General features: G+C 51.2%; 14 protein-coding genes and 4 pseudogenes. 12 read left to right on the forward strand and 6 right to left on the reverse strand.

Annotated features, from left to right (window positions below):
* Positions 1-768 precede the first annotated feature (768 nt).
* The 3 genes from L3069_RS25885 to ccgAII all read left to right on the forward strand — a co-directional run bounded on the left by L3069_RS25885 (position 769) and on the right by ccgAII (position 2,559).
* A complete protein-coding gene (locus L3069_RS25885; RefSeq protein ID WP_000129958.1) occupies positions 769-1,278 on the forward strand; it encodes an antirestriction protein ArdA in 510 nt (169 codons plus the stop codon).
* A 726-nt stretch (positions 1,279-2,004) separates the two neighbouring features.
* Positions 2,005-2,184 (forward strand): protein CcgAI, encoded by a 180-nt coding sequence (gene ccgAI / locus L3069_RS25890; protein ID WP_000214483.1) that lies wholly within the window; start codon positions 2,005-2,007, stop codon positions 2,182-2,184.
* Between the two features lie 54 nt (positions 2,185-2,238).
* Positions 2,239-2,559, forward strand: a complete 321-nt coding sequence (gene ccgAII / locus L3069_RS25895; protein ID WP_001749971.1) for a protein CcgAII — start codon at positions 2,239-2,241, stop codon at positions 2,557-2,559.
* 110 nt (positions 2,560-2,669) lie between these two features.
* On the opposite strand, the gene L3069_RS25900 is transcribed toward ccgAII, so the two are convergent.
* The 4 genes from L3069_RS25900 to stbA form a co-directional block, all read right to left on the reverse strand.
* A complete protein-coding gene (locus L3069_RS25900; protein WP_000999874.1) occupies positions 2,670-3,014 on the reverse strand; it encodes a hypothetical protein in 345 nt (114 codons plus the stop codon).
* Positions 3,015-3,193: 179 nt separating this feature from the next.
* Positions 3,194-3,562 carry a plasmid stabilization protein StbC gene (gene stbC / locus L3069_RS25905; RefSeq protein WP_000414913.1) on the reverse strand — a complete coding sequence of 123 codons (369 nt, stop codon included), beginning with the start codon at positions 3,560-3,562 and terminating at the stop codon, positions 3,194-3,196.
* Between the two features lies 1 nt (position 3,563).
* Positions 3,564-4,280 carry a StbB family protein gene (gene stbB / locus L3069_RS25910; RefSeq protein WP_001749973.1) on the reverse strand — a complete coding sequence of 239 codons (717 nt, stop codon included), beginning with the start codon at positions 4,278-4,280 and terminating at the stop codon, positions 3,564-3,566.
* An 8-nt stretch (positions 4,281-4,288) separates the two neighbouring features.
* Complete coding sequence (gene stbA, locus L3069_RS25915) at positions 4,289-4,708, reverse strand: plasmid stabilization protein StbA (RefSeq protein WP_001749974.1); 420 nt, start codon at positions 4,706-4,708, stop codon at positions 4,289-4,291.
* A 490-nt stretch (positions 4,709-5,198) separates the two neighbouring features.
* Here stbA and L3069_RS25920 point away from each other — a divergent pair, with 490 nt between their 5' ends.
* Genes L3069_RS25920 through L3069_RS25935 form a run of 4 tightly spaced genes read left to right on the forward strand, consistent with a single transcriptional unit; the run spans position 5,199 to position 10,747 of the window.
* Entirely contained in the window at positions 5,199-5,615 is a 417-nt protein-coding gene (locus tag L3069_RS25920) for a hypothetical protein (protein ID WP_001749975.1), read from the forward strand.
* A 1-nt stretch (position 5,616) separates the two neighbouring features.
* Positions 5,617-7,146 (forward strand): type IV secretion system DNA-binding domain-containing protein, encoded by a 1,530-nt coding sequence (locus L3069_RS25925; protein WP_021740568.1) that lies wholly within the window; start codon positions 5,617-5,619, stop codon positions 7,144-7,146.
* Positions 7,146-10,382 carry a MobF family relaxase gene (gene mobF, locus L3069_RS25930; RefSeq protein ID WP_012561166.1) on the forward strand — a complete coding sequence of 1,079 codons (3,237 nt, stop codon included), beginning with the start codon at positions 7,146-7,148 and terminating at the stop codon, positions 10,380-10,382. The genes L3069_RS25925 and mobF overlap by 1 nt, the downstream gene beginning before the upstream one ends.
* On the forward strand, positions 10,382-10,747 hold the full coding sequence (locus tag L3069_RS25935) for a DUF6710 family protein (protein ID WP_012561167.1): 366 nt from the start codon (positions 10,382-10,384) through the stop codon (positions 10,745-10,747). Before mobF ends, L3069_RS25935 begins: the two co-directional genes overlap by 1 nt.
* A 9-nt stretch (positions 10,748-10,756) precedes the next feature.
* On the opposite strand, the pseudogene L3069_RS25940 reads toward L3069_RS25935, so the two are convergent.
* Positions 10,757-11,254 (reverse strand): annotated as a pseudogene (locus L3069_RS25940) (Tn3 family transposase); the annotation flags it as partial.
* Positions 11,255-11,306: 52 nt separating this feature from the next.
* Here L3069_RS25940 and L3069_RS25945 point away from each other — a divergent pair.
* The 5 genes and pseudogenes from L3069_RS25945 (at position 11,307) to L3069_RS25965 (ending at position 15,318) form a co-directional block, all read left to right on the forward strand.
* Positions 11,307-12,021 (forward strand): annotated as a pseudogene (locus tag L3069_RS25945) (IS6 family transposase).
* A gap of 53 nt (positions 12,022-12,074) precedes the next feature.
* A pseudogene (locus L3069_RS25950) lies at positions 12,075-12,506 on the forward strand (Tn3 family transposase); the annotation flags it as partial.
* Between the two features lie 131 nt (positions 12,507-12,637).
* The gene (locus tag L3069_RS25955) at positions 12,638-13,183 is read left to right on the forward strand and encodes a plasmid pRiA4b ORF-3 family protein (protein WP_001493763.1); all 546 of its coding nucleotides are present in this window, start codon (positions 12,638-12,640) and stop codon (positions 13,181-13,183) included.
* Positions 13,184-13,318: 135 nt separating this feature from the next.
* Positions 13,319-13,879 (forward strand): recombinase family protein, encoded by a 561-nt coding sequence (locus tag L3069_RS25960; RefSeq protein ID WP_228724458.1) that lies wholly within the window; start codon positions 13,319-13,321, stop codon positions 13,877-13,879.
* 47 nt (positions 13,880-13,926) lie between these two features.
* Positions 13,927-15,318 (forward strand): ISKra4-like element ISKpn19 family transposase, encoded by a 1,392-nt coding sequence (locus L3069_RS25965; protein ID WP_014839878.1) that lies wholly within the window; start codon positions 13,927-13,929, stop codon positions 15,316-15,318.
* A gap of 115 nt (positions 15,319-15,433) precedes the next feature.
* On the opposite strand, the pseudogene L3069_RS25970 reads toward L3069_RS25965, so the two are convergent.
* Positions 15,434-18,446 (reverse strand): annotated as a pseudogene (locus L3069_RS25970) (Tn3-like element IS3000 family transposase).
* Positions 18,447-18,459: the final 13 nt, after the last annotated feature.

The following is an 18,459-nucleotide window of genomic DNA, read 5'->3' on the forward strand; positions in this document are numbered from 1 at the left end:
AACAGCCATCGGGCGGCTGTGCCGCCCCTTTGCAGCTGCTTGCCGGTGATCTCTCCAGTTTATGTTCTGACATTGTGCTAAATCCTGATGCCACACAGGGCGTTACCCCTTCGGGGCCGCTCTGCTGTGCTGCGCATCGAGCCGGTTCCCGTCTCGCCCCGCTTACGCGGGCAGCGGCCGCTAACGCCTCCGGCCTTCGGCCTCCGCGCTCCGCTTGGCAGGCCACACCCTGCGCCGGACTCGCCCGGCCGCAAGCGGCCGCCCCGCCCCTTCGGGGTGCCAACGCCCTTCAGGCGTCGGCATCCTTTGCCAGTGCGCTATTGTGTTATCCGTGGATTGTGCAGCTCAGCGGGGCGCTGGCCGTGACGGTGCGGTGTCCCCCGTAACCGGCCGCGCGGCGGCCGCTAACTCGCAGTACGGCGCCGCGACCCGCAGGCGGGCCGCCGTACCCGCGCGCAGGCGCGCGGCGCCCACTGCGCACCCCCGTGGGGGACGTGCGGCAGCTGCGTGGCGGCGGGCTGGGTTATGGCTTAGCAGGAAGGGGGGTTGGCCTGTTGCTCCGGTCAGTCCCGCAGTTTCCGGCGATTTGCGGCCGGTGTCCGGTGGAGTCCGGCGCGGTCGCCTTCCATGCCCTGACGGGCATAAAAACATGTAAATAAATTCCGTACTTGTATTGACTTTAAAGGCGTAATCACCGATAATTAAATCATCGGGAGGCAATACCGCCGCCCGAAAAATTGCCGGTATCGGCGCTTTAAGGAGTACACCATGACTGATATTACGACCCCTTCTGTTTATGTTGGCACTTACCATAAATACAACTGCGGAAGCATTGCGGGAGCCTGGCTCGATCTGACCGATTTTGATAGCTCAGAGGAGTTTTACGAGCGCTGCCGCGAGTTACACGCAAATGAGGCTGATCCAGAATTTATGTTCCAGGATTGGGAGGGTATTCCGTCTGATATGGCGTCAGAGTGCCATATCAACTGGGATTTTATTAACGGCTTTAAACAAGCCCGCGAGGAAGGAAACGAAGCGGCGTTTGTGGCCTTTGTTGATCTGTTTAATAGCACTGATTTCGACCTGTTTAGAGATGCCTATATGGGCGAAGCTAAGGACGAAGAAACTTTTGCAGAGGAATACCTGAATGATAGCGGTCTACTGAATGAAATTCCTGAATCCGTAGCCCGATATTTTGACATCGTAGCCTATGCGCGGGATCTGTTTATTGGGGATTTCAGTTTACATGACGGACACGTATTTAACATGACTTGCTGAAACCTAGTCCCCCGCCACGCGGGGGATATTAAACACCGCTCTAATTAATCGCCGGTATCGGCAAACAGCCATCTGGGCGGCTGCGCCGCCCCTTTGCTGCTGCTTGCCGGTGATCTCTCCAGCTCATGTTCTGCCATTGCGCTAAATCCTGATGCCACACAGGGCGTTACCCCTTCGGGGCCGCTCTGCTGTGCTGCGCATCGAGCCGGTTCCCGTCTCGCCCCGCCCCTTCGGGGTGCCAACGCCCTTCAGGCGTCGGCATCCTTTGCCAGTGCGCTATTGTGTTATCCGTGGATTGTGCAGCTCAGCGGGGCGCTGGCCGTGACGGTGCGGTGTCCCCCGTAACCGGCCGCGCGGCGGCCGCTAACTCGCAGTACGGCGCCGCGACCCGCAGGCGGGCCGCTGTACCCGCGCGCAGGCGCGCGGCGCCCACTGCGCACCCCCGTGGGGGACGTGCGGCAGCTGCGTGGCGGCGGGCTGGGTTATGGCTTAGCAGGAAGGGGGGTTGGCCTGTTGCTCCGGTCAGTCCCGCAGTTTCCGGCGATTTGCGGCCGGTGTCCGGTGGAGTCCGGCGCGGTCGCCTTCCATGCCCTGACGGGCATAAAAACATGTAAATAAATTCCGTACTTGTATTGACTTTAAAGGCGTAATCACCGATAATTAAATCATCGGGAGGCAATACCGCCACCCGAAAAATTGCCGGTATCGGATCACTAAGGAGTAAGCATGACCACTGTTACCACCCCTTCCCAGCTGAAAAAAGAAGTCGAATCTCAGAAAGAATTATTGCTGCGCGCCTGCCTCGAAGCGTTCAACCAGCTGCCTAATCAGCGCCTGCAAGGCGCTTTCACATCGACGTATGCACTGGCGGCAAAATTAGACCAGCTGCTGCAACAAACTAAATAGCACTGACGACCCGGCCAAGCCGGGTCTTTAACAGAAAGATCGAGGACAAACGACATGACCACACAAACCCTTGAGCAGACTCTTGAAGATTTTCGTCGCCAGTGTGAGAGTTTTGCGCGCGAACAGCAGCCCCGCTGCGGCCTGATTTATGAACTGTATCAGCGCCGCCTGAGCGCGGTTATTGACGGCTATCTTGCTGGCGTTCCGGCCGAGTATCGGGAAGAACTGATCGCGGTAGCGCGGCGTGAATTTGACTATCTGACCCAAGACGAGATCGCGGAAGAAATCCGGCAGGATCGGGAAAACGATTATTGCAGCCACGGTATTGAGCGTAATTGTTGCCCGCTGGGCTGCGGAGATCTAGACGATTACTGAGCCGCCGAAAGAAAAAAACCCGGATTGACCGGGCTTTTTTCTTTCCGCTGCGCGGCCGTTTCAGTTATTACTCCGCGCTGCTTTTGGCAATTTCTGTATAGCACAATACACTACACATTAAGCTCGTTTGCTTCGACGGCTAGCCAGCAGTTAAAGGTTTCGCTCTGCCGTTCGCCGCCGCAACCTCCCTCCGCTTTCAGCTTTCCGCAAGCCTGGCATTTCCCCAGCTGCGCCTTTTGCTCCTGCCACTGTTGCCAGTTTCGGATCAGCAGCAGTTGGAAAAACTCATTCGTGGAATAGGCTGTTCGTCCTGGACGACGAACCCGGCAAAGCTCCTGTAACATTGCTTCTTCCTGTTTTGTTAGCGTGACTGTCACGCTAGCGCCTTCCTCTTTGAGTCGCGCGCGGCGCCGGGCCTGGCGAATACGGGCTTGTTCACGCTGTCGGTCATTCATATTTTTCCTCCACGTGACTGTCACGTTGAATTAAACCGGGCATTACCCTGCGGGCCGTTCTGCCGTGCTGCGCATCGAGCCGCTACGCGTCTCGCCCCTTCGGGCGGCGGCCACTAATGCCTCCGGCCTGCGGCCTCCGCGCTTCGCTTGAAAAAAAACCGGGACATGCCCGGTTTACATTATCTCAGTAGAATTATGGCTATCGCGGCACCCACGGCGGCGCCCACAATAGTGCAGCCAGCTGTAATAAAAAGGATCTGACGGGTTAACGTCTCAGCTCTGGACGCCTGCGCGCGGCGGAACTTCGTCAGAAATTCCTCACGCGCCTTAGCATCATCACTAATTGCCAGGCTAATTGAACGCTGGTTTTCTACTAAAGTCCGTTTAAGAGAGTCTGCCGTCTCTCCTAAACTTTCGGTGTCTTTTGCCAGCTTTTCCGAAAGCGCAGAAAGTATCTCAGTCATTTCTTTCTGACTTGCGGTGATTTCCTTCGCGTCACCTAAAAACCAATCCATCAGAACTTCAAATTTATCTGGCTGCTTTTCCATTTTATTCTCCCATTAAAGCCGCATATGCTTTATCGAGATTAGCTTTAACAGGAATTGCCTGTTTCATGTAGGTATAACGGCGGGCCAGTTTTTTGCGCTCGTCAGCATCCGTTGTTTGTTTAGCGCGGGCTTTAAATTCTTCTGGATCTTCAGCGGTCAATGCTTCGAATGAGATACGGTGATACGCGAGATATTCGAAAACTTCACTGTTATAAATAACAGATTTCTTGCTGATTTTGCCAACTTTCGTTCGTTTGACAAATTCAAATACCGGCGCCAGTACATCCTCTACTTCACTATCTGGACTAATGCGGTTTGGAACAAAGATGATTTTATCGCTGCTTACACCTGCCTTACTTAACGTATGTGCTGTTTTCAGGCTTTCATCAATGGCCTTATTATCAGGCGTAACCGGGATTACATACTTATCAAATTCATTCGCGCCACTGTCAAAGCGGGACATTGCCATCAGGAACGCTTCTACGTTTGACGCACCAATATCAATAATCCCGGCATCTTCAAAAACAATATCTTCAATCAACCGTGAAAAGTCATCACCTTTAAAAATGGAAACATTCTCAATCCCCAGATCGGAAGCAGACTGGTTGATAGTTTCAACCGCATAGAATTTTGCTCCAGTCAGACGCGGGGCTAACAGGTAGGATGAAATTAAGGTTTTACCAACGCTGCCACTGTAATTAATTACCGCTACTTTCATAAATCACCTCAGAATTTTTTATTGAACATCTTAGGGTCGAAATCTTCACTGATTTTATTGAAGAACTCTTTATCAATAATGCCGGGACTTTCTTTTTTTTCACTTCCTTGCGGTTCAGGCTCAGGCGGCGTTTGTGTATTGTGCAATACACTTTCCTCTGCACCTTTCTCGCTACCTCCTTTTTGTGTATTGTGCAATACACTATCATCATTGTTCGGCATCCTTTCATGTGTATTGTGCATTCCATTTTTCCGGATTTGCCGCGCTCTATATAGGGACGTATCAAAGCTACGAACGTTCACACCTTCCAGGCCGAAGCGTTCAGAAACTGCCTTATAAATTTCCTCCCTGGAAACTCCCAGTGACAGCATTTCTTCTATTTCCGGCAACATCAACTGAAGTGCCGCCCTGATACTTTTGGGCTTCATAGTACCCTCATTTAGAATGATGTAATTTTGATGTAATTTTGATGTACTTTTGATGTACTTTTGTTGTACTGGCTACCTCATGACCAAAGAATGATGTAATTTTGTTGTACTGTCAACCTTCAAGTGATGTAATTTTGATGTAATTTTGATGTACTTTTGTTGTACTGGTATTCATGCAAGCATGAATACGGAATATTGAACGCTTTTTAGCCAGTTAGTCCTTAACCTACGTAGATCGCCCCTACCAAAAAAGATGATTTTTTATCCCTTAACCTGCTATACACCTAACGCAGCGCGATAAATCACGCTATCATACTGATTTAAAAGATAAAAAAATAAATAGCAACAATATTCGGTAATAATTAGGTATTAAAAACACCCAATAACTCATTGTTTTATAATGAGTTTGCTTTATTACTTTGGTAATACTAAGATTTCAGCTTGTTAGATCCCAATTTTTTGTTTAAAAAATGCACAATGTGAGGACTGAATGCCAATAATAACCGCAAAAGTATCAGATGAACTTTTGGCCTATATAGACCTGGTTTCAGGAGGTAATCGGTCAGATTATCTGCGGCGCTGCATTGAAGCTGGCCCAGGTGATCGGGAGTCCGGGTTGAAAATAGTTGCCGACCGGCTGAGCGACGTAAATCGCAAACTGGATTATCTTTTTGACCGTGCTTCAGATGCGGATTTTGGCCCACTGCGCGATGAGCTGAAGGCAATAACCGAAACGCTATCTGGCGTAAAATTCCCACCGGCAGGACAGATGATGTTGCATGAATCACTCGCTATTGAAACGCTAATCCTCCTGCGCTCGATAGCAGAACCGGGCAAAACCAAAGCGGCAAAAGCAGAGGTTGAACGTAACGGCTACAAAGTCTGGGAACCAAAAAAGGAGCGCTGAAATGGACGATAGAGAAAGAGGCTTAGCATTTTTATTTGCAATTACTTTGCCTCCAGTGATGGTATGGTTTCTAGTTGCAAAATTTACCTACGGTATTGATCCATCCACGGCTAAATACCTGATTCCGTATCTGGTTAAGAATACTTTTTCGCTATGGCCTTTATGGTCAGCTTTAATTGCTGGCTGGTTTATTGGTGTTGGCGGTCTGATCGCTTTTATCATTTATGATAAATCACGCGTGTTTAAAGGCGAAAGATTCAAAAAGATTTATCGTGGTACAGAGCTTGTTCGCGCCAGAACACTCGCTGATAAAACACGCGAAAGAGGTGTCAACCAGTTAACCGTGGCTAATATCCCCATACCTACATACGCTGAGAACTTGCATTTTTCGATTGCCGGTACAACCGGTACTGGTAAAACCACAATTTTCAATGAACTGTTATTTAAGAGCATCATTAGAGGCGGCAAAAATATTGCTTTAGATCCAAATGGGGGCTTCTTAAAGAATTTCTATCGTCCCGGCGATGTTATTTTAAACGCCTATGATAAACGCACTGAAGGCTGGGTGTTTTTCAATGAAATTCGCCGTTCATATGATTACGAGCGCTTAGTGAACTCTATTGTTCAGGAAAGCCCTGATATGGCTACTGAAGAATGGTTCGGCTATGGCCGTCTTATTTTTAGTGAAGTTTCGAAAAAACTTCACAGCCTATATAGCACAGTAACTATGGAAGAAGTTATTCTCTGGGCCTGTAACGTTGACCAGAAAAAATTAAAAGAATTTTTAATGGGGACGCCTGCCGAAGCTATTTTTTCCGGGTCTGAAAAAGCAGTTGGAAGCGCGCGATTTGTTCTCAGTAAGAATCTTGCCCCACATTTGAAAATGCCGGAAGGTAATTTTTCCCTGCGTGACTGGCTTGATGATGGAAAGCCGGGAACCCTGTTTATCACCTGGCAGGAAGAAATGAAAAGGTCACTTAATCCGCTAATTTCCTGCTGGCTGGATTCGATTTTTTCTATCGTGCTGGGTATGGGTGAAAAAGAAAGCCGCATTAATGTATTTATTGACGAGCTGGAATCACTCCAGTTTCTGCCAAACCTCAACGATGCACTGACCAAAGGGCGTAAAAGCGGTCTGTGTGTTTATGCTGGCTATCAAACCTATTCTCAGCTGGTTAAGGTTTATGGTCGGGATATGGCTCAGACAATTCTGGCTAACATGCGTTCTAACATCGTGCTGGGCGGCAGCCGTCTCGGTGATGAAACGTTGGATCAAATGTCGCGCTCACTCGGTGAGATAGAAGGCGAAGTTGAGCGTAAAGAATCCGATCCTCAGAAGCCCTGGATTGTCCGTAAACGCCGCGACGTTAAAGTTGTTCGTGCCGTAACGCCTACCGAAATATCAATGTTGCCAAACCTCACCGGCTATCTGGCGTTGCCTGGTGATATGCCCGTCGCTAAGTTCAAGGCTAAACACGTTAAATACCATCGCAAAAACCCTGTTCCTGGCATTGAACTGAGGGAGATCTGATGCTTGATATAACCACGATTACCCGCCAGAACGTCACTAGCGTTGTGGGCTACTACTCTGATGCAAAGGATGATTACTACAGTAAGGATTCATCATTCACGTCCTGGCAGGGAACCGGAGCTGAAGCCCTCGGCTTATCCGGGGACGTTGAATCAGCCCGGTTTAAAGAGCTGCTTGTCGGAGAGATAGATACCTTCACGCATATGCAGCGACACGTGGGTGATGCCAAAAAAGAGCGTCTGGGCTACGACCTGACGTTTTCAGCGCCTAAAGGGGTATCCATGCAGGCGCTGATACACGGCGATAAAACCATTATCGAGGCTCATGAAAAAGCTGTTGCCGCTGCTGTGCGTGAAGCTGAAAAACTCGCGCAGGCCCGGACGACTCGCCAGGGGAAATCAGTAACCCAGAATACCAATAACCTTGTCGTCGCTACTTTTCGCCACGAAACGTCCAGGGCGCTAGATCCTGATTTGCACACCCACGCTTTTGTCATGAACATGACCCAGCGCGAGGACGGCCAGTGGCGCGCGCTCAAAAATGATGAGCTGATGCGTAACAAAATGCACCTGGGCGATGTTTACAAACAGGAGCTGGCGCTGGAGTTGACCAAAGCCGGTTATGAGCTGCGTTACAACAGCAAAAATAACACGTTCGATATGGCCCATTTTTCAGACGAACAGATTCGCGCTTTTTCCCGCCGGTCGGAGCAAATTGAAAAGGGACTCGCTGCAATGGGCCTGACGCGGGAAACCGCCGATGCTCAGACGAAAAGCCGCGTCTCGATGGCGACGCGTGAAAAGAAAACAGAGCATTCCCGTGAAGAAATTCACCAGGAATGGGCCAGCCGCGCCAAAACGCTAGGCATTGATTTTGATAACCGTGAATGGCAGGGACACGGTAAACCTCTGGAGGCTGATATTGCGCGCAACATGGCCCCGGATTTTACCAGCCCTGAGGTTAAAGCTGACCGGGCTATCCAGTTTGCAGTTAAGTCGCTGTCAGAGCGCGATGCCAGCTTTGAACGCCAGAAGCTGATTCAGATCGCTAATAAGCAGGTGCTGGGCCATGCCACAATGGCCGATGTTGAAAAAGCGTACCTGAAGGCGGTACAGAAGGGCGCCATCATCGAGGGCGAAGCCCGGTATCAATCAACGCTGAAGGTCGGTGCTTCAGTTATGGCCGAAACTCTGACGCGCAAAGAGTGGATCGACTCGCTGACGAATAGCGGGATGCGTGCGGATAAAGCCCGTTTTGCGGTAGATGATGGTATTAAAAACGGCAGGCTTAAAAAGACCAGCCACCGCGTCACTACCGTGGAGGGTATTCGCCTTGAGCGTTCCATTCTGACTATCGAATCACGCGGCCGGGGGCAGATGCCGCGACAGCTGACCGCAGAGATTGCAGGCCAGCTGCTCGCCGGGAAAACCCTCAAGAATGAGCAGATGCGCGCAGTTACAGAAATTGTGACGAGCAAAGATCGTTTTGTGGCCGCACATGGTTACGCCGGTACCGGTAAAAGCTATATGACGATGGCCGCTAAAGAGCTGCTGGAGTCACAAGGGCTGAAGGTCACGGCGCTGGCCCCCTATGGGACACAGAAAAAAGCGCTTGAAGATGATGGATTACCGGCCCGCACCGTTGCCGCCTTCCTCAAAGCGAAGGATAAAAAGCTGGATGAAAAATCAGTCGTATTCATTGATGAAGCCGGGGTTATACCCGCCCGGCAGATGAAACAGCTGATGGAGGTGATCGAGAAGCATAACGCTCGCGCGGTATTCCTGGGGGATACGTCACAGACGAAAGCGGTAGAAGCCGGTAAGCCTTTTGAGCAGCTGATTAAAGCAGGTATGCAGACCAGCTACATGAAAGACATTCAGCGACAGAAGAATGAAGTTTTGCTTGAGGCGGTTAAGTATGCCGCTGAAGGTAATGCCGCGCGCGCCCTGAAAAATATCACCGGCGTGAACGAACTGAAGGAAGAAGCGCCCCGACTCGCTCAACTTGCCGATCGCTACCTGTCTCTGTCCTCAGAACAACAGGATGCCACCCTGATAATCTCTGGTACGAACGCCTCACGCAAAACCCTCAATGACTACATCCGGGGCAATCTGGGGCTTGCCGGAACCGGCGAAACGTTCACGCTACTTGACCGCGTGGATTCGACACAGGCGGAACGCCGCGACAGCCGTTATTTCAGTAAAGGGCAAATCATTATCCCCGAACAGGATTACAAAAATGGTATGAAGCGGGGCGAGTCTTACCAGGTTCTTGATACCGGGCCGGGCAACAAATTGACGGTTGAAAGCAGCAGCGGTGAGCAGATCGCTTTCAGCCCGCGTACACACACCAAGCTGTCTGTATACCAGGCAGTCAGCGCCGAACTGGCGCCGGGCGATAAGGTCATGGTAACGCGTAACGATAAAACGCTGGACGTTGCCAACGGCGACCGCTTCACGGTGAAAACCGTGGAGGGTGAAAAACTGACGCTTGAGGACAAAAAAGGGCGCACGGTTGAGCTGGACAAAAAACAGGCTTCTTATCTTTCCTATGCTTATGCAACCACCGTCCACAAATCCCAGGGGCTTACCTGTGATCGCGTGTTGTTCAACATAGATACCAAATCGCTTACCACTTCTAAGGACGTTTTTTATGTTGGTATTTCGCGTGCGCGTCATGAGGTGGAAATTTTTACCGACGATAAAAAATCTTTGGCATCGAGCGTGAGCCGCGACAGCCCGAAAACCACGGCCGCAGAAATTGACCGTTTCTTTGGGCTTGAGGCCAGGTTTAAGGATATTGGCCGCGATACCAGTTTAGAAACCCGATCAGCTGAAAAAGGTCTGCCAGAAGCCACGGGGGAAAGCATGGCGTTTAACCAGAAACCCGATGAACATAACATGACAACCGGCACTGATTATCAGCCGGTGAGCAACGCAGAGGACGCCTTTCATCTTAAGCAGAACCCTATGGATGATTCCGTTGGCCTGCGGCGTCATGAAGCACAGCAAAATGATGCAGAACTGGCCCATGATTATGCTGCTGCCGACGATCAGCAGTGGAGCGCGCAGGAGTATGCCGATTACGAGCATTATGCCGAAGCATCAGACTACGACTTTGACAGCAGCATTTACGACGATTACGCCATGCCGCAGACGTCTCAGGCGGAACAGAGCCATACCGGAAAAGAACACACCCATGAGCATGAGCATGAAGAAGGGGGCCATGAAATCTGATGGAGCAGACCGACAAGCGCAAGCAGGATAAACTGAAGTTCGACCGGGTAATTAATCTGGCGCGCAGACTGCCGCAACCGGCGATCCATGACTTACTACGCGCGCTGATACTGCCAATTCAGGCCGATTACTTGCTGGCCGTTGGCACGGAGGGCCAGGACGCGCGCCCGGACATGAACGAGCGCGAGTTCTTCTTCACAAAAATCATCTGGGCGATGGATTACACGCACATGAAATCACTCAGGCTTGCAGCTGAAGATTTTCCCCTGGCGCTTGCGACGGCCAAGATCCTGCCGTGGCCGTGGGGTGAATCAAGCTACCGGAGTGCTTTAGCCGATATAGGGGTTCGAGGTTCAATCGTGTAAAAAACCACGTTAAGGCAATAATTCATTGTTTGAATTGAAATTTAATGGCCTCAACTCTCCCTTCAGAATATTTTCCGGCAGCGTGAACGTATAATGTCCCAGCATGTTGATATGACCGTACATCAGTGGCGACAGGCGTGAGATATGCTCGTCTTCCGGGATCTCACCAGCGCTGCGCAAATGTGATAGCGCTTCCTGCATATAAAGCGTGTTCCACAATACAACTGCGTTAGTGACAAGCCCCAGCGCACCCAGTTGATCCTCCTGCCCCTCACGGTAACGTTTTCTAATCTCACCACGTTGGCCGTAACAGATCGCCCTTGCCACGGCGTGACGGCCTTCTCCCCGGTTAAGCTGAGTCAGTATCCTGCGACGATATTCTTCATCATCAATGTAGTTGAGGAGGTACAGCGTCTTGTTGACCCGTCCCACCTCCATAATCGCCTGCGCCAGCCCTGACGGACGGGAACTTTTTAAAAGCGAGCCCACAAGTTCTGAGGCGTGGACTGGGCACTGTTGCAAATAGTCGGTGGTGATAAACTTATCATCCCCTTTGCTGATGGAGCTGCACATGAACCCATTCAAAGGCCGGCATTTTCAGCGTGACATCATTCTGTGGGCCGTACGCTGGTACTGCAAATACGGCATCAGTTACCGTGAGCTGCAGGAGATGCTGGCTGAACGCGGAGTGAATGTCGATCACTCCACGATTTACCGCTGGGTTCAGCGTTATGCGCCTGAAATGGAAAAACGGCTGCGCTGGTACTGGCGTAACCCTTCCGATCTTTGCCCGTGGCACATGGATGAAACCTACGTGAAGGTCAATGGCCGCTGGGCGTATCTGTACCGGGCCGTCGACAGCCGGGGCCGCACTGTCGATTTTTATCTCCTCCCGTCGTAACAGCAAAGCTGCATACCGGTTTCTGGGTAAAATCCTCAACAACGTGAAGAAGTGGCAGATCCCGCGATTCATCAACACGGATAAAGCGCCCGCCTATGGTCGCGCGCTTGCTCTGCTCAAACGCGAAGGCCGGTGCCCGTCTGACGTTGAACACCGACAGATTAAGTACCGGAACAACGTGATTGAATGCGATCATGGCAAACTGAAACGGATAATCGGCGCCACGCTGGGATTTAAATCCATGAAGACGGCTTACGCCACCATCAAAGGTATTGAGGTGATGCGTGCACTACGCAAAGGCCAGGCCTCAGCATTTTATTATGGTGATCCCCTGGGCGAAATGCGCCTGGTAAGCAGAGTTTTTGAAATGTAAGGCCTTTGAATAAGACAAAAGGCTGCCTCATCGCTAACTTTGCAACAGTGCCCTACGAACTGTGCGCGCTGTCGGAGATGAAGAACGCGTTGCGTTCCGGCGACATCTGGGTGCAGGGGTCGCGCCAGTTCAAGGACTTCGAGGACTACCTGGTGCCGCCCGCGAAATTCGCCAGCCTCAAGCAGGCCAGCGAATTGCCGCTGGCCGTGGCCACCGACTGCAACCGGTACCTGAACGACCGGCTGACGCTGCTGGAAACACAGCTTGCCACCGTCAACCGTATGGCGACGGCCAACGAGCTGCCGGACGCCATCATCACCGAGTCAGGCTTGAAGATCACGCCGCTCGACGCGGCGGTACCCGACACCGCCCAAGCGCTGATCGACCAGACGGCAATGATCCTGCCGCACGTCAAGATCACCGAACTGCTGCTGGAGGTGGACGAATGGACGGGCTTCACTCGGCATTTCGCGCATCTGGAGAGCATGAAAAACCTCGGGGCAGCCATCGAATGATGCCATCTACAGGGGTTAAAATAACCACCATCATTTCATAACAATACCTGCTGACTATGAAGATCTACGTCATCAAAATAGCAGTTCATGGAGTCAGTCCGATGGTCTGGCGTCGGCTGAGAATTGCTGCCGACACGTCACTGGCCGCGCTTCACTTCATTTTCCAGATAGTGCAGGGCTGGGGGGACGACCATCTCCATCAATTTCACATTTATGGCAAAGATTACGGTATCTCCTACGAAGGAGGCATCGGTTTTGTCGATAATCCGTTCCGGGTCGTGATTGATGATTTTGCTTTTGATGCTGGCGATCGCTTTACCTATGAATACAATTTCTTTGAGCACTGGCTTCATGACATTCGTGTTGAGGCCATTTATGAAAACTCTACGCTGAAAGCGCCGTTTTGTATAAGCGGCCATGGTATGCCCGGAGCCACAGCTGCGGATGAGTTCGATAAAACCCTGGCGTTTCTTGAAGCTATCGTTAATGCGGATGATGAAACAACGGTCGGCGAGATCCGCCCTTTTGCTGACGACCTGGATGCTGTCAGGTTCAACCGCCACAAAATCAACCGGCAACTGAGCAGGCTCGACCTTGCATCTCCGGTACTGGAGCCTGAAGTTATCTGGCTGGGCCGTCGTCGCTGACTGATGTCTATAAAGGTATACGTTTTCAGCATGCCTCTCAGATCCCCGAAAAATGTCTATAAACCTCCCTAAATCAGTGTTTATGGATTATTCTTTAAATCTCTATGATGTTTAAAGACCTTCCGGAGGTTTTGCGTGCAATATGCCTACATCAGGGTAAGCTCGGCCGATCAGAATACGGCCCGTCAGGAAGAGGCATTGTCAAAGGCGGGTTTTCAGCCTGATAAAATTTGTGTTGAGCATGCCAGCGCGAAGGACACAAACCGCCCGGGGTTACAGGAACTCCTGGGGCAATTACGCCCTGGTGATACGCTTCTGGTTCATTCCATCGATCGCCTTTGCCGGAATATGTCGGATATGTGCGCTGTCACCACCCGGCTTCGTGACCAGGGCGTTACCCTTATTTTTCTGAAAGAGCAGCTGACGTTCAGCGCCGGCACAAACAATCCGATGCAGGAACTGCAGCTGCACATGATGTCGGCATTCAGCCAGTTTGAACGAGCCTTACTGAAGGAAAGGCAGGCCGACGGCATCGCCGCGAAAAAGCACGGGGTGAAAAAACAGGGCGCCCCGGCGCCGATATCAAAAAGATCCAGGAAATTGACGCACTCAGAAGCAGAGGGGTCAGGCTCAGGATCGCCTGCGACCATGCGGGCCTTGGCGTTTCCACATATTATAAGCTTCGTCACCAGATGAACAACCAGTAGCCGGGAGATAGTCATCCACCACAGCAGGAGGCAATGATGCAACTGACGCTCCAGATAGTCATCACCGATGAATCAGGCTCCAGTCGAACGGAGGAACTGATGACAATCCAGAAATCAGGGGAGACCCGGAACGACATCGGATTATCGGTGTCAGAATCCAAGCTGTTGCTGAATACGGTCCAGCAGTCGGTGGTCCAGCTGCAGGCAGACGAATATACTCAACACCATATCCGGTGCCCTCACTGCCTTGCTGCGCGCAGAATCAAAGGCAAACAGAAAATACGGTACCGGACGCTGTTTGGCGTTATTCCGGTATCCGGGCTTCGGGTGTACCGGTGCCGTTGTGAAGAGAGTGATACAAAGACAGTCAGTTTGCTCAGCGACTGGGCCGGCGATTATTCTCACCCGGCACTGAAATATATTGAAACCCGCTGGGCCTCGATGATCTCCTATGAAATGACGACTCGTCTGCTGAAAGATATTCTGCCGGTGGGCCACAGCCTGAATGCCTCAACGGTGAGGAATCATTTATGCCAGGTGGCGCAGCGTCTTGACGCTGAGGCTGAAGCTCATTCAGGTTTTCTTTCCGGCTGCCCCCGCGACTGGGGGAACCTGCCCAGGCCAGGAAAACCGCTTGTGGTGGGTATAGATGGTGGTTATGTTCGCGATCGGGATGACAAAAAGCGTAATTTTGAAATTATTGCCGGGAAGTCTTTTTCCGTTGGTGCGCCTGCTGACACCCGCCGCTTCGGTTTTGTTCAGAAGGATGACTGTCATCCGGAACGCAGGCTCATGACCCACCTTTCAGCGCAGGGAATGCAGGCCAACCAGCAGATATTTTTTCTGTCCGACGGCGCGGATAATCTCAGGGACCTCCAGTTCGGTATGTACCCTGAGTCAACGCATGTGCTGGACTGGTTTCATATCACCATGAGGCTGACGGTGCTCATGCAATATGCCCGGGGACTGCTGGTATCAGATCCAGAGGCGGGGAGTAAAGTTCTGGCACTGCTGGAAAGCATTAAACGATATCTCTGGCATGGCAATGTTGTCGCTGCGCTGGAACATATTGATAATTGCGTTATGTATTGCGATGACCCTGAACTCAGCTATCCTAGCCTGAAATCCCTGCAAAAACATCTGGATGAAATGTATACCTACATCCGGAATAATAAGATGATGATCCCAAACTACGGCGAAATGCGTCGGTACGGAGAGCCGGTATCAACCGCGTTTGTGGAATCCACGATCAATGAAGTGATCGCCAGACGAATGGCCAAAAAGCAGCAGATGCAGTGGAGCAGAAAAGGGGCTCATTATTTGTTACAGACCCGGACCGCCGTTTTGAATAACGAACTGCAGGATAAATTTGTCTGCTGGTATCCGGGTTTTCAAAGTGACGGGAAGGGACCAGCGATGGCAGCATAGCTCACGCTGCCCCAATATTTTTTATGCTCTCACATCTATGGGGTTCTAGGGATTTTCCGTCCAAAAACGACAAAGTGCTCTGGAGGCCGCGCCGTCCGTGGCCTCCAGAGGGGTATTACTTTTCGCTGACGGGTAAATATCCCTCGATTGAGCGCATAAGCTCCTCCAGATCTGGCAATTTTTCGCTCAATTCGAAGTGGTAAGTCCCCTTGAGGTTAATGTTGTGCCAGGCCACAGGGGATGCCTGTTTGACGATATCTATTCTCTTGGTATCTCCTTGGTATTCGAAGCTGGTCAACAGCTGGCTGAGTATCCTGGAGTTGAAGTAAACGATGGCATTGGTGACCAGGCGAGCGCACTCATTCCATAGCTGGATTTCTTCGTCTGAACTGCCCCGGAACTGATCCCCATTGACGCTGCTCACGGCCCGACGCAGTTGGTGATAGGTTCTCCCCGGTTCAGCGCGCGCTGAACATAGTTTCTTAAACTGGCATCATCGATGTAGCACAGTAGATAATTCGCTTTCACCAGGCGATTGTATTCCGTCAGGGCTTCCAGCAGCGGGTGATTGCGCTTGTACTCCGAGCTTTCACCAAGGTGGCTTGCGTTGTTTTCCGCTGCTTAAGTGATACTGCAATCCGTTGGATGGTATCCCAGTGCTGCGCAATACGATGGGTATTGATTGGCTTTTTTAAGCACAGCTGAATTCGGTGTTCTTTGTCTTCCTTGACATCAAACATGTCATTGATCACTTTGCCAACCTGGGCATAGCGTGGGGCAAACTGGTATCCGAACAGATCCAGTAACGCGAAGTTCACATGGTTCACCCCATGGGTATCGGTTGAGAGCACATCCGGAATGATGTCTGACGTATTGCTCATCAACAAATCAAAGATGTAGTGCGATTCATGTTCGTTGGCGCCGATCACTCTGGCGTTGATCGCAGCGTGATTGGCGATCAAGGTCATGGCAGAAACACCTTTTTGAGTGCCAAAGTACTTCGACGAATAACGGGTTTTGAAGGTCTCGCGCCGGGCTTCGAACTTTTGACCATCGGCACTGGCGTGGATCACATCTTCCTGGATGTTGTAGTACCGGAAGATGGGTAGCTTGGCTGTCGCGTTATTGATGTTGTCGTTAGCAGCATTCAATGTTTCCAGGCGAAGATAGTTCGCCTGGATAGTGCTGAGCTGATCATAGGTACGATCAGAGATCTGTGCCATGCCGTAAATGCCTTGATTGGTTGCATTGCCGACCAGAATTGCCAACAGGTCATATTCATGGGAACGGCTTCTGGATTGGGAACCCAGCACATGAGCGAAGCAGTCAATGAAACCGGTGTCACGATCAACCATGCGCAGTACATCCGCAATCCCCGTTGTGGGAATTTGCTGGAAGAAGGGATTGTTGACCAGATGATGTTTGCTGGCCGAAGGCAGGCGCCAGAAGCGTTTACCCTGCGGATTACGCAAGATGATATTCCGGTTGTCTTCCTGTTCAAGATATTCGCCGACTTCGTACAAACGGGTATCCAATTCCATGGCCATCTGTTTGATCAGCTTTTCAGGCTCCTCCGCTAATTTTGTAAAATGGCTCTGTTGAAGCAGCGTATATTTGTTTTTTCGCCAATGTTCCCCGTCGATCAGGTCGGCGTCGAGTGCCCGGTATTTAGTGATATCAGGCAGCGTCAGCTGGCCATTCAGGCGATCAGGAATCTGTTGATAGAGGAACCACTCATAACGATCGATCAGGATATTCCCTTCACCATCCAGCAGGAATTCACGTGATTTTTTGGAAAGGAGTCTGGTGTCGGCAGTTTGCAACTGAGCGTCCTGGCCGTTGAGTTCGTTTTGTGTTTTCGCCAAGGCGGCCGCTAAGTGCTGGGTGCCGTCGCAGCCTTCGAAGCGCAGACATAGGAACAACTCTCGCAGCAAACCTTTCCGCAGACTTTCTTTCTCGTCGCAGTACTGCCACATGGCTTCATCGACCGATCGTCGCTGCTCGTTCAGGAAGAGACATACAGATTCCAGATCCCTTTTGGTCAGCAGGCTCAGTGCTTGCTGTCTTACTGTTGCAAACGGTAGTTGCAGATCAATGCTGTCATCAATGAACAGGTGCAGTACTTCAGCTGCCTTGCTGACATTTTTAGCTGCTTTTTGCCAATCCTTAAACACCGCTTCCTGCGCATAATCCTTTGCCTTCTGTTTGGTCTGTCTGACATGATGCACAAAGCCATCGGCAATACGTTCCAGCGCTTGCTGCCATCGCGTTTGAAGATAGCACAATAAATACAGCCATTGGCTGCCTACGGTTTGACGTTTCAGTTTGGCACCGTAGTAGTCGACTTTCTCTGCCAGGTGTTGCAGATTTTTCTGCGACAGTGATAGCGTGCTCAACAGCAGATCCACTTCCGGCATCCAATGCTGGATATGGCGATAGACAATCAGTTCTTTCTCCAACTCGGTTCCGGTGAAGTTACGAGCCGATTGTCGCAACTGTCGGAACGGCAGTGGACCTGTGCCGTTCACGAGCTCCGCCAGTGCTTGCTTAAGACCGCGTGACATTGCACGCTCAAGGTGCGCGGCCATGTGTTCCTGTTCGTCTCCCACCACCTGACTGATGATCTTTTGCAGCGTGCTGTAGGCAGGGATTGCGATCTTCTGCCCCGAACAATATTCAATGGCCGCATCGAAGAGGTGCCTAGGCGCTGTCCAGGCTCTGGCTTGCTGGGATAAGTAATCTCTCAACGCCGCTCCATGGTCTTTGACATTCCAGCGCTGGTAGTTGCAGAGCTGGAAAACACGTTGGTAAATCCGTTCGTTCTCTTTTGGCGTGAGATTAAAGGGTCTACAGCCTGGGCCTGGTAGAACGGTTTGATAAACGTATTTGAGGTCCTGCTTGATCTGATGAAAGCCGGGATTCAGCACCACCGGCTTGGCTTTGAAATAGCCCAGCAGTACCACCAGCATGTAACGCTGGCCCCGATGACGGAGGCTTTTAGCGATCGCCAGTTCCTTATCGTTCAGCGAGAAAAAGAAGCGTTGGTCGGCGGAGGTGAAAGCGGGGGGTCCATATAACTCATCTTGTTCTGCCTCGGACAAGATTTGGACACGTTCTTCGAATGCCATGGATTTAGCCCAA

Source organism: Enterobacter cloacae complex sp. ECL411 (assembly GCF_021869665.1).
Classification (GTDB): domain Bacteria; phylum Pseudomonadota; class Gammaproteobacteria; order Enterobacterales; family Enterobacteriaceae; genus Enterobacter; species Enterobacter intestinihominis.

Bases quoted from the DNA above. Each gene is read 5' to 3' on its own strand.
- L3069_RS25965 (WP_014839878.1), top strand. From the start codon at position 13,927: ATGCAACTGACGCTCCAGATAGTCATCACCGATGAATCAGGCTCCAGT.
- L3069_RS25920 (WP_001749975.1), top strand. From the start codon at position 5,199: ATGCCAATAATAACCGCAAAAGTATCAGATGAACTTTTGGCCTATATA.
- ccgAII (WP_001749971.1), top strand. From the start codon at position 2,239: ATGACCACACAAACCCTTGAGCAGACTCTTGAAGATTTTCGTCGCCAG.
- stbC (WP_000414913.1), bottom strand. From the start codon at position 3,562: ATGGAAAAGCAGCCAGATAAATTTGAAGTTCTGATGGATTGGTTTTTA.
- L3069_RS25955 (WP_001493763.1), top strand. From the start codon at position 12,638: ATGGTCTGGCGTCGGCTGAGAATTGCTGCCGACACGTCACTGGCCGCG.
- L3069_RS25900 (WP_000999874.1), bottom strand. From the start codon at position 3,014: ATGAATGACCGACAGCGTGAACAAGCCCGTATTCGCCAGGCCCGGCGC.
- L3069_RS25925 (WP_021740568.1), top strand. From the start codon at position 5,617: ATGGACGATAGAGAAAGAGGCTTAGCATTTTTATTTGCAATTACTTTG.
- stbA (WP_001749974.1), bottom strand. From the start codon at position 4,708: ATGAAGCCCAAAAGTATCAGGGCGGCACTTCAGTTGATGTTGCCGGAA.
- L3069_RS25885 (WP_000129958.1), top strand. From the start codon at position 769: ATGACTGATATTACGACCCCTTCTGTTTATGTTGGCACTTACCATAAA.
- ccgAI (WP_000214483.1), top strand. From the start codon at position 2,005: ATGACCACTGTTACCACCCCTTCCCAGCTGAAAAAAGAAGTCGAATCT.
- L3069_RS25935 (WP_012561167.1), top strand. From the start codon at position 10,382: ATGGAGCAGACCGACAAGCGCAAGCAGGATAAACTGAAGTTCGACCGG.
- stbB (WP_001749973.1), bottom strand. From the start codon at position 4,280: ATGAAAGTAGCGGTAATTAATTACAGTGGCAGCGTTGGTAAAACCTTA.
- mobF (WP_012561166.1), top strand. From the start codon at position 7,146: ATGCTTGATATAACCACGATTACCCGCCAGAACGTCACTAGCGTTGTG.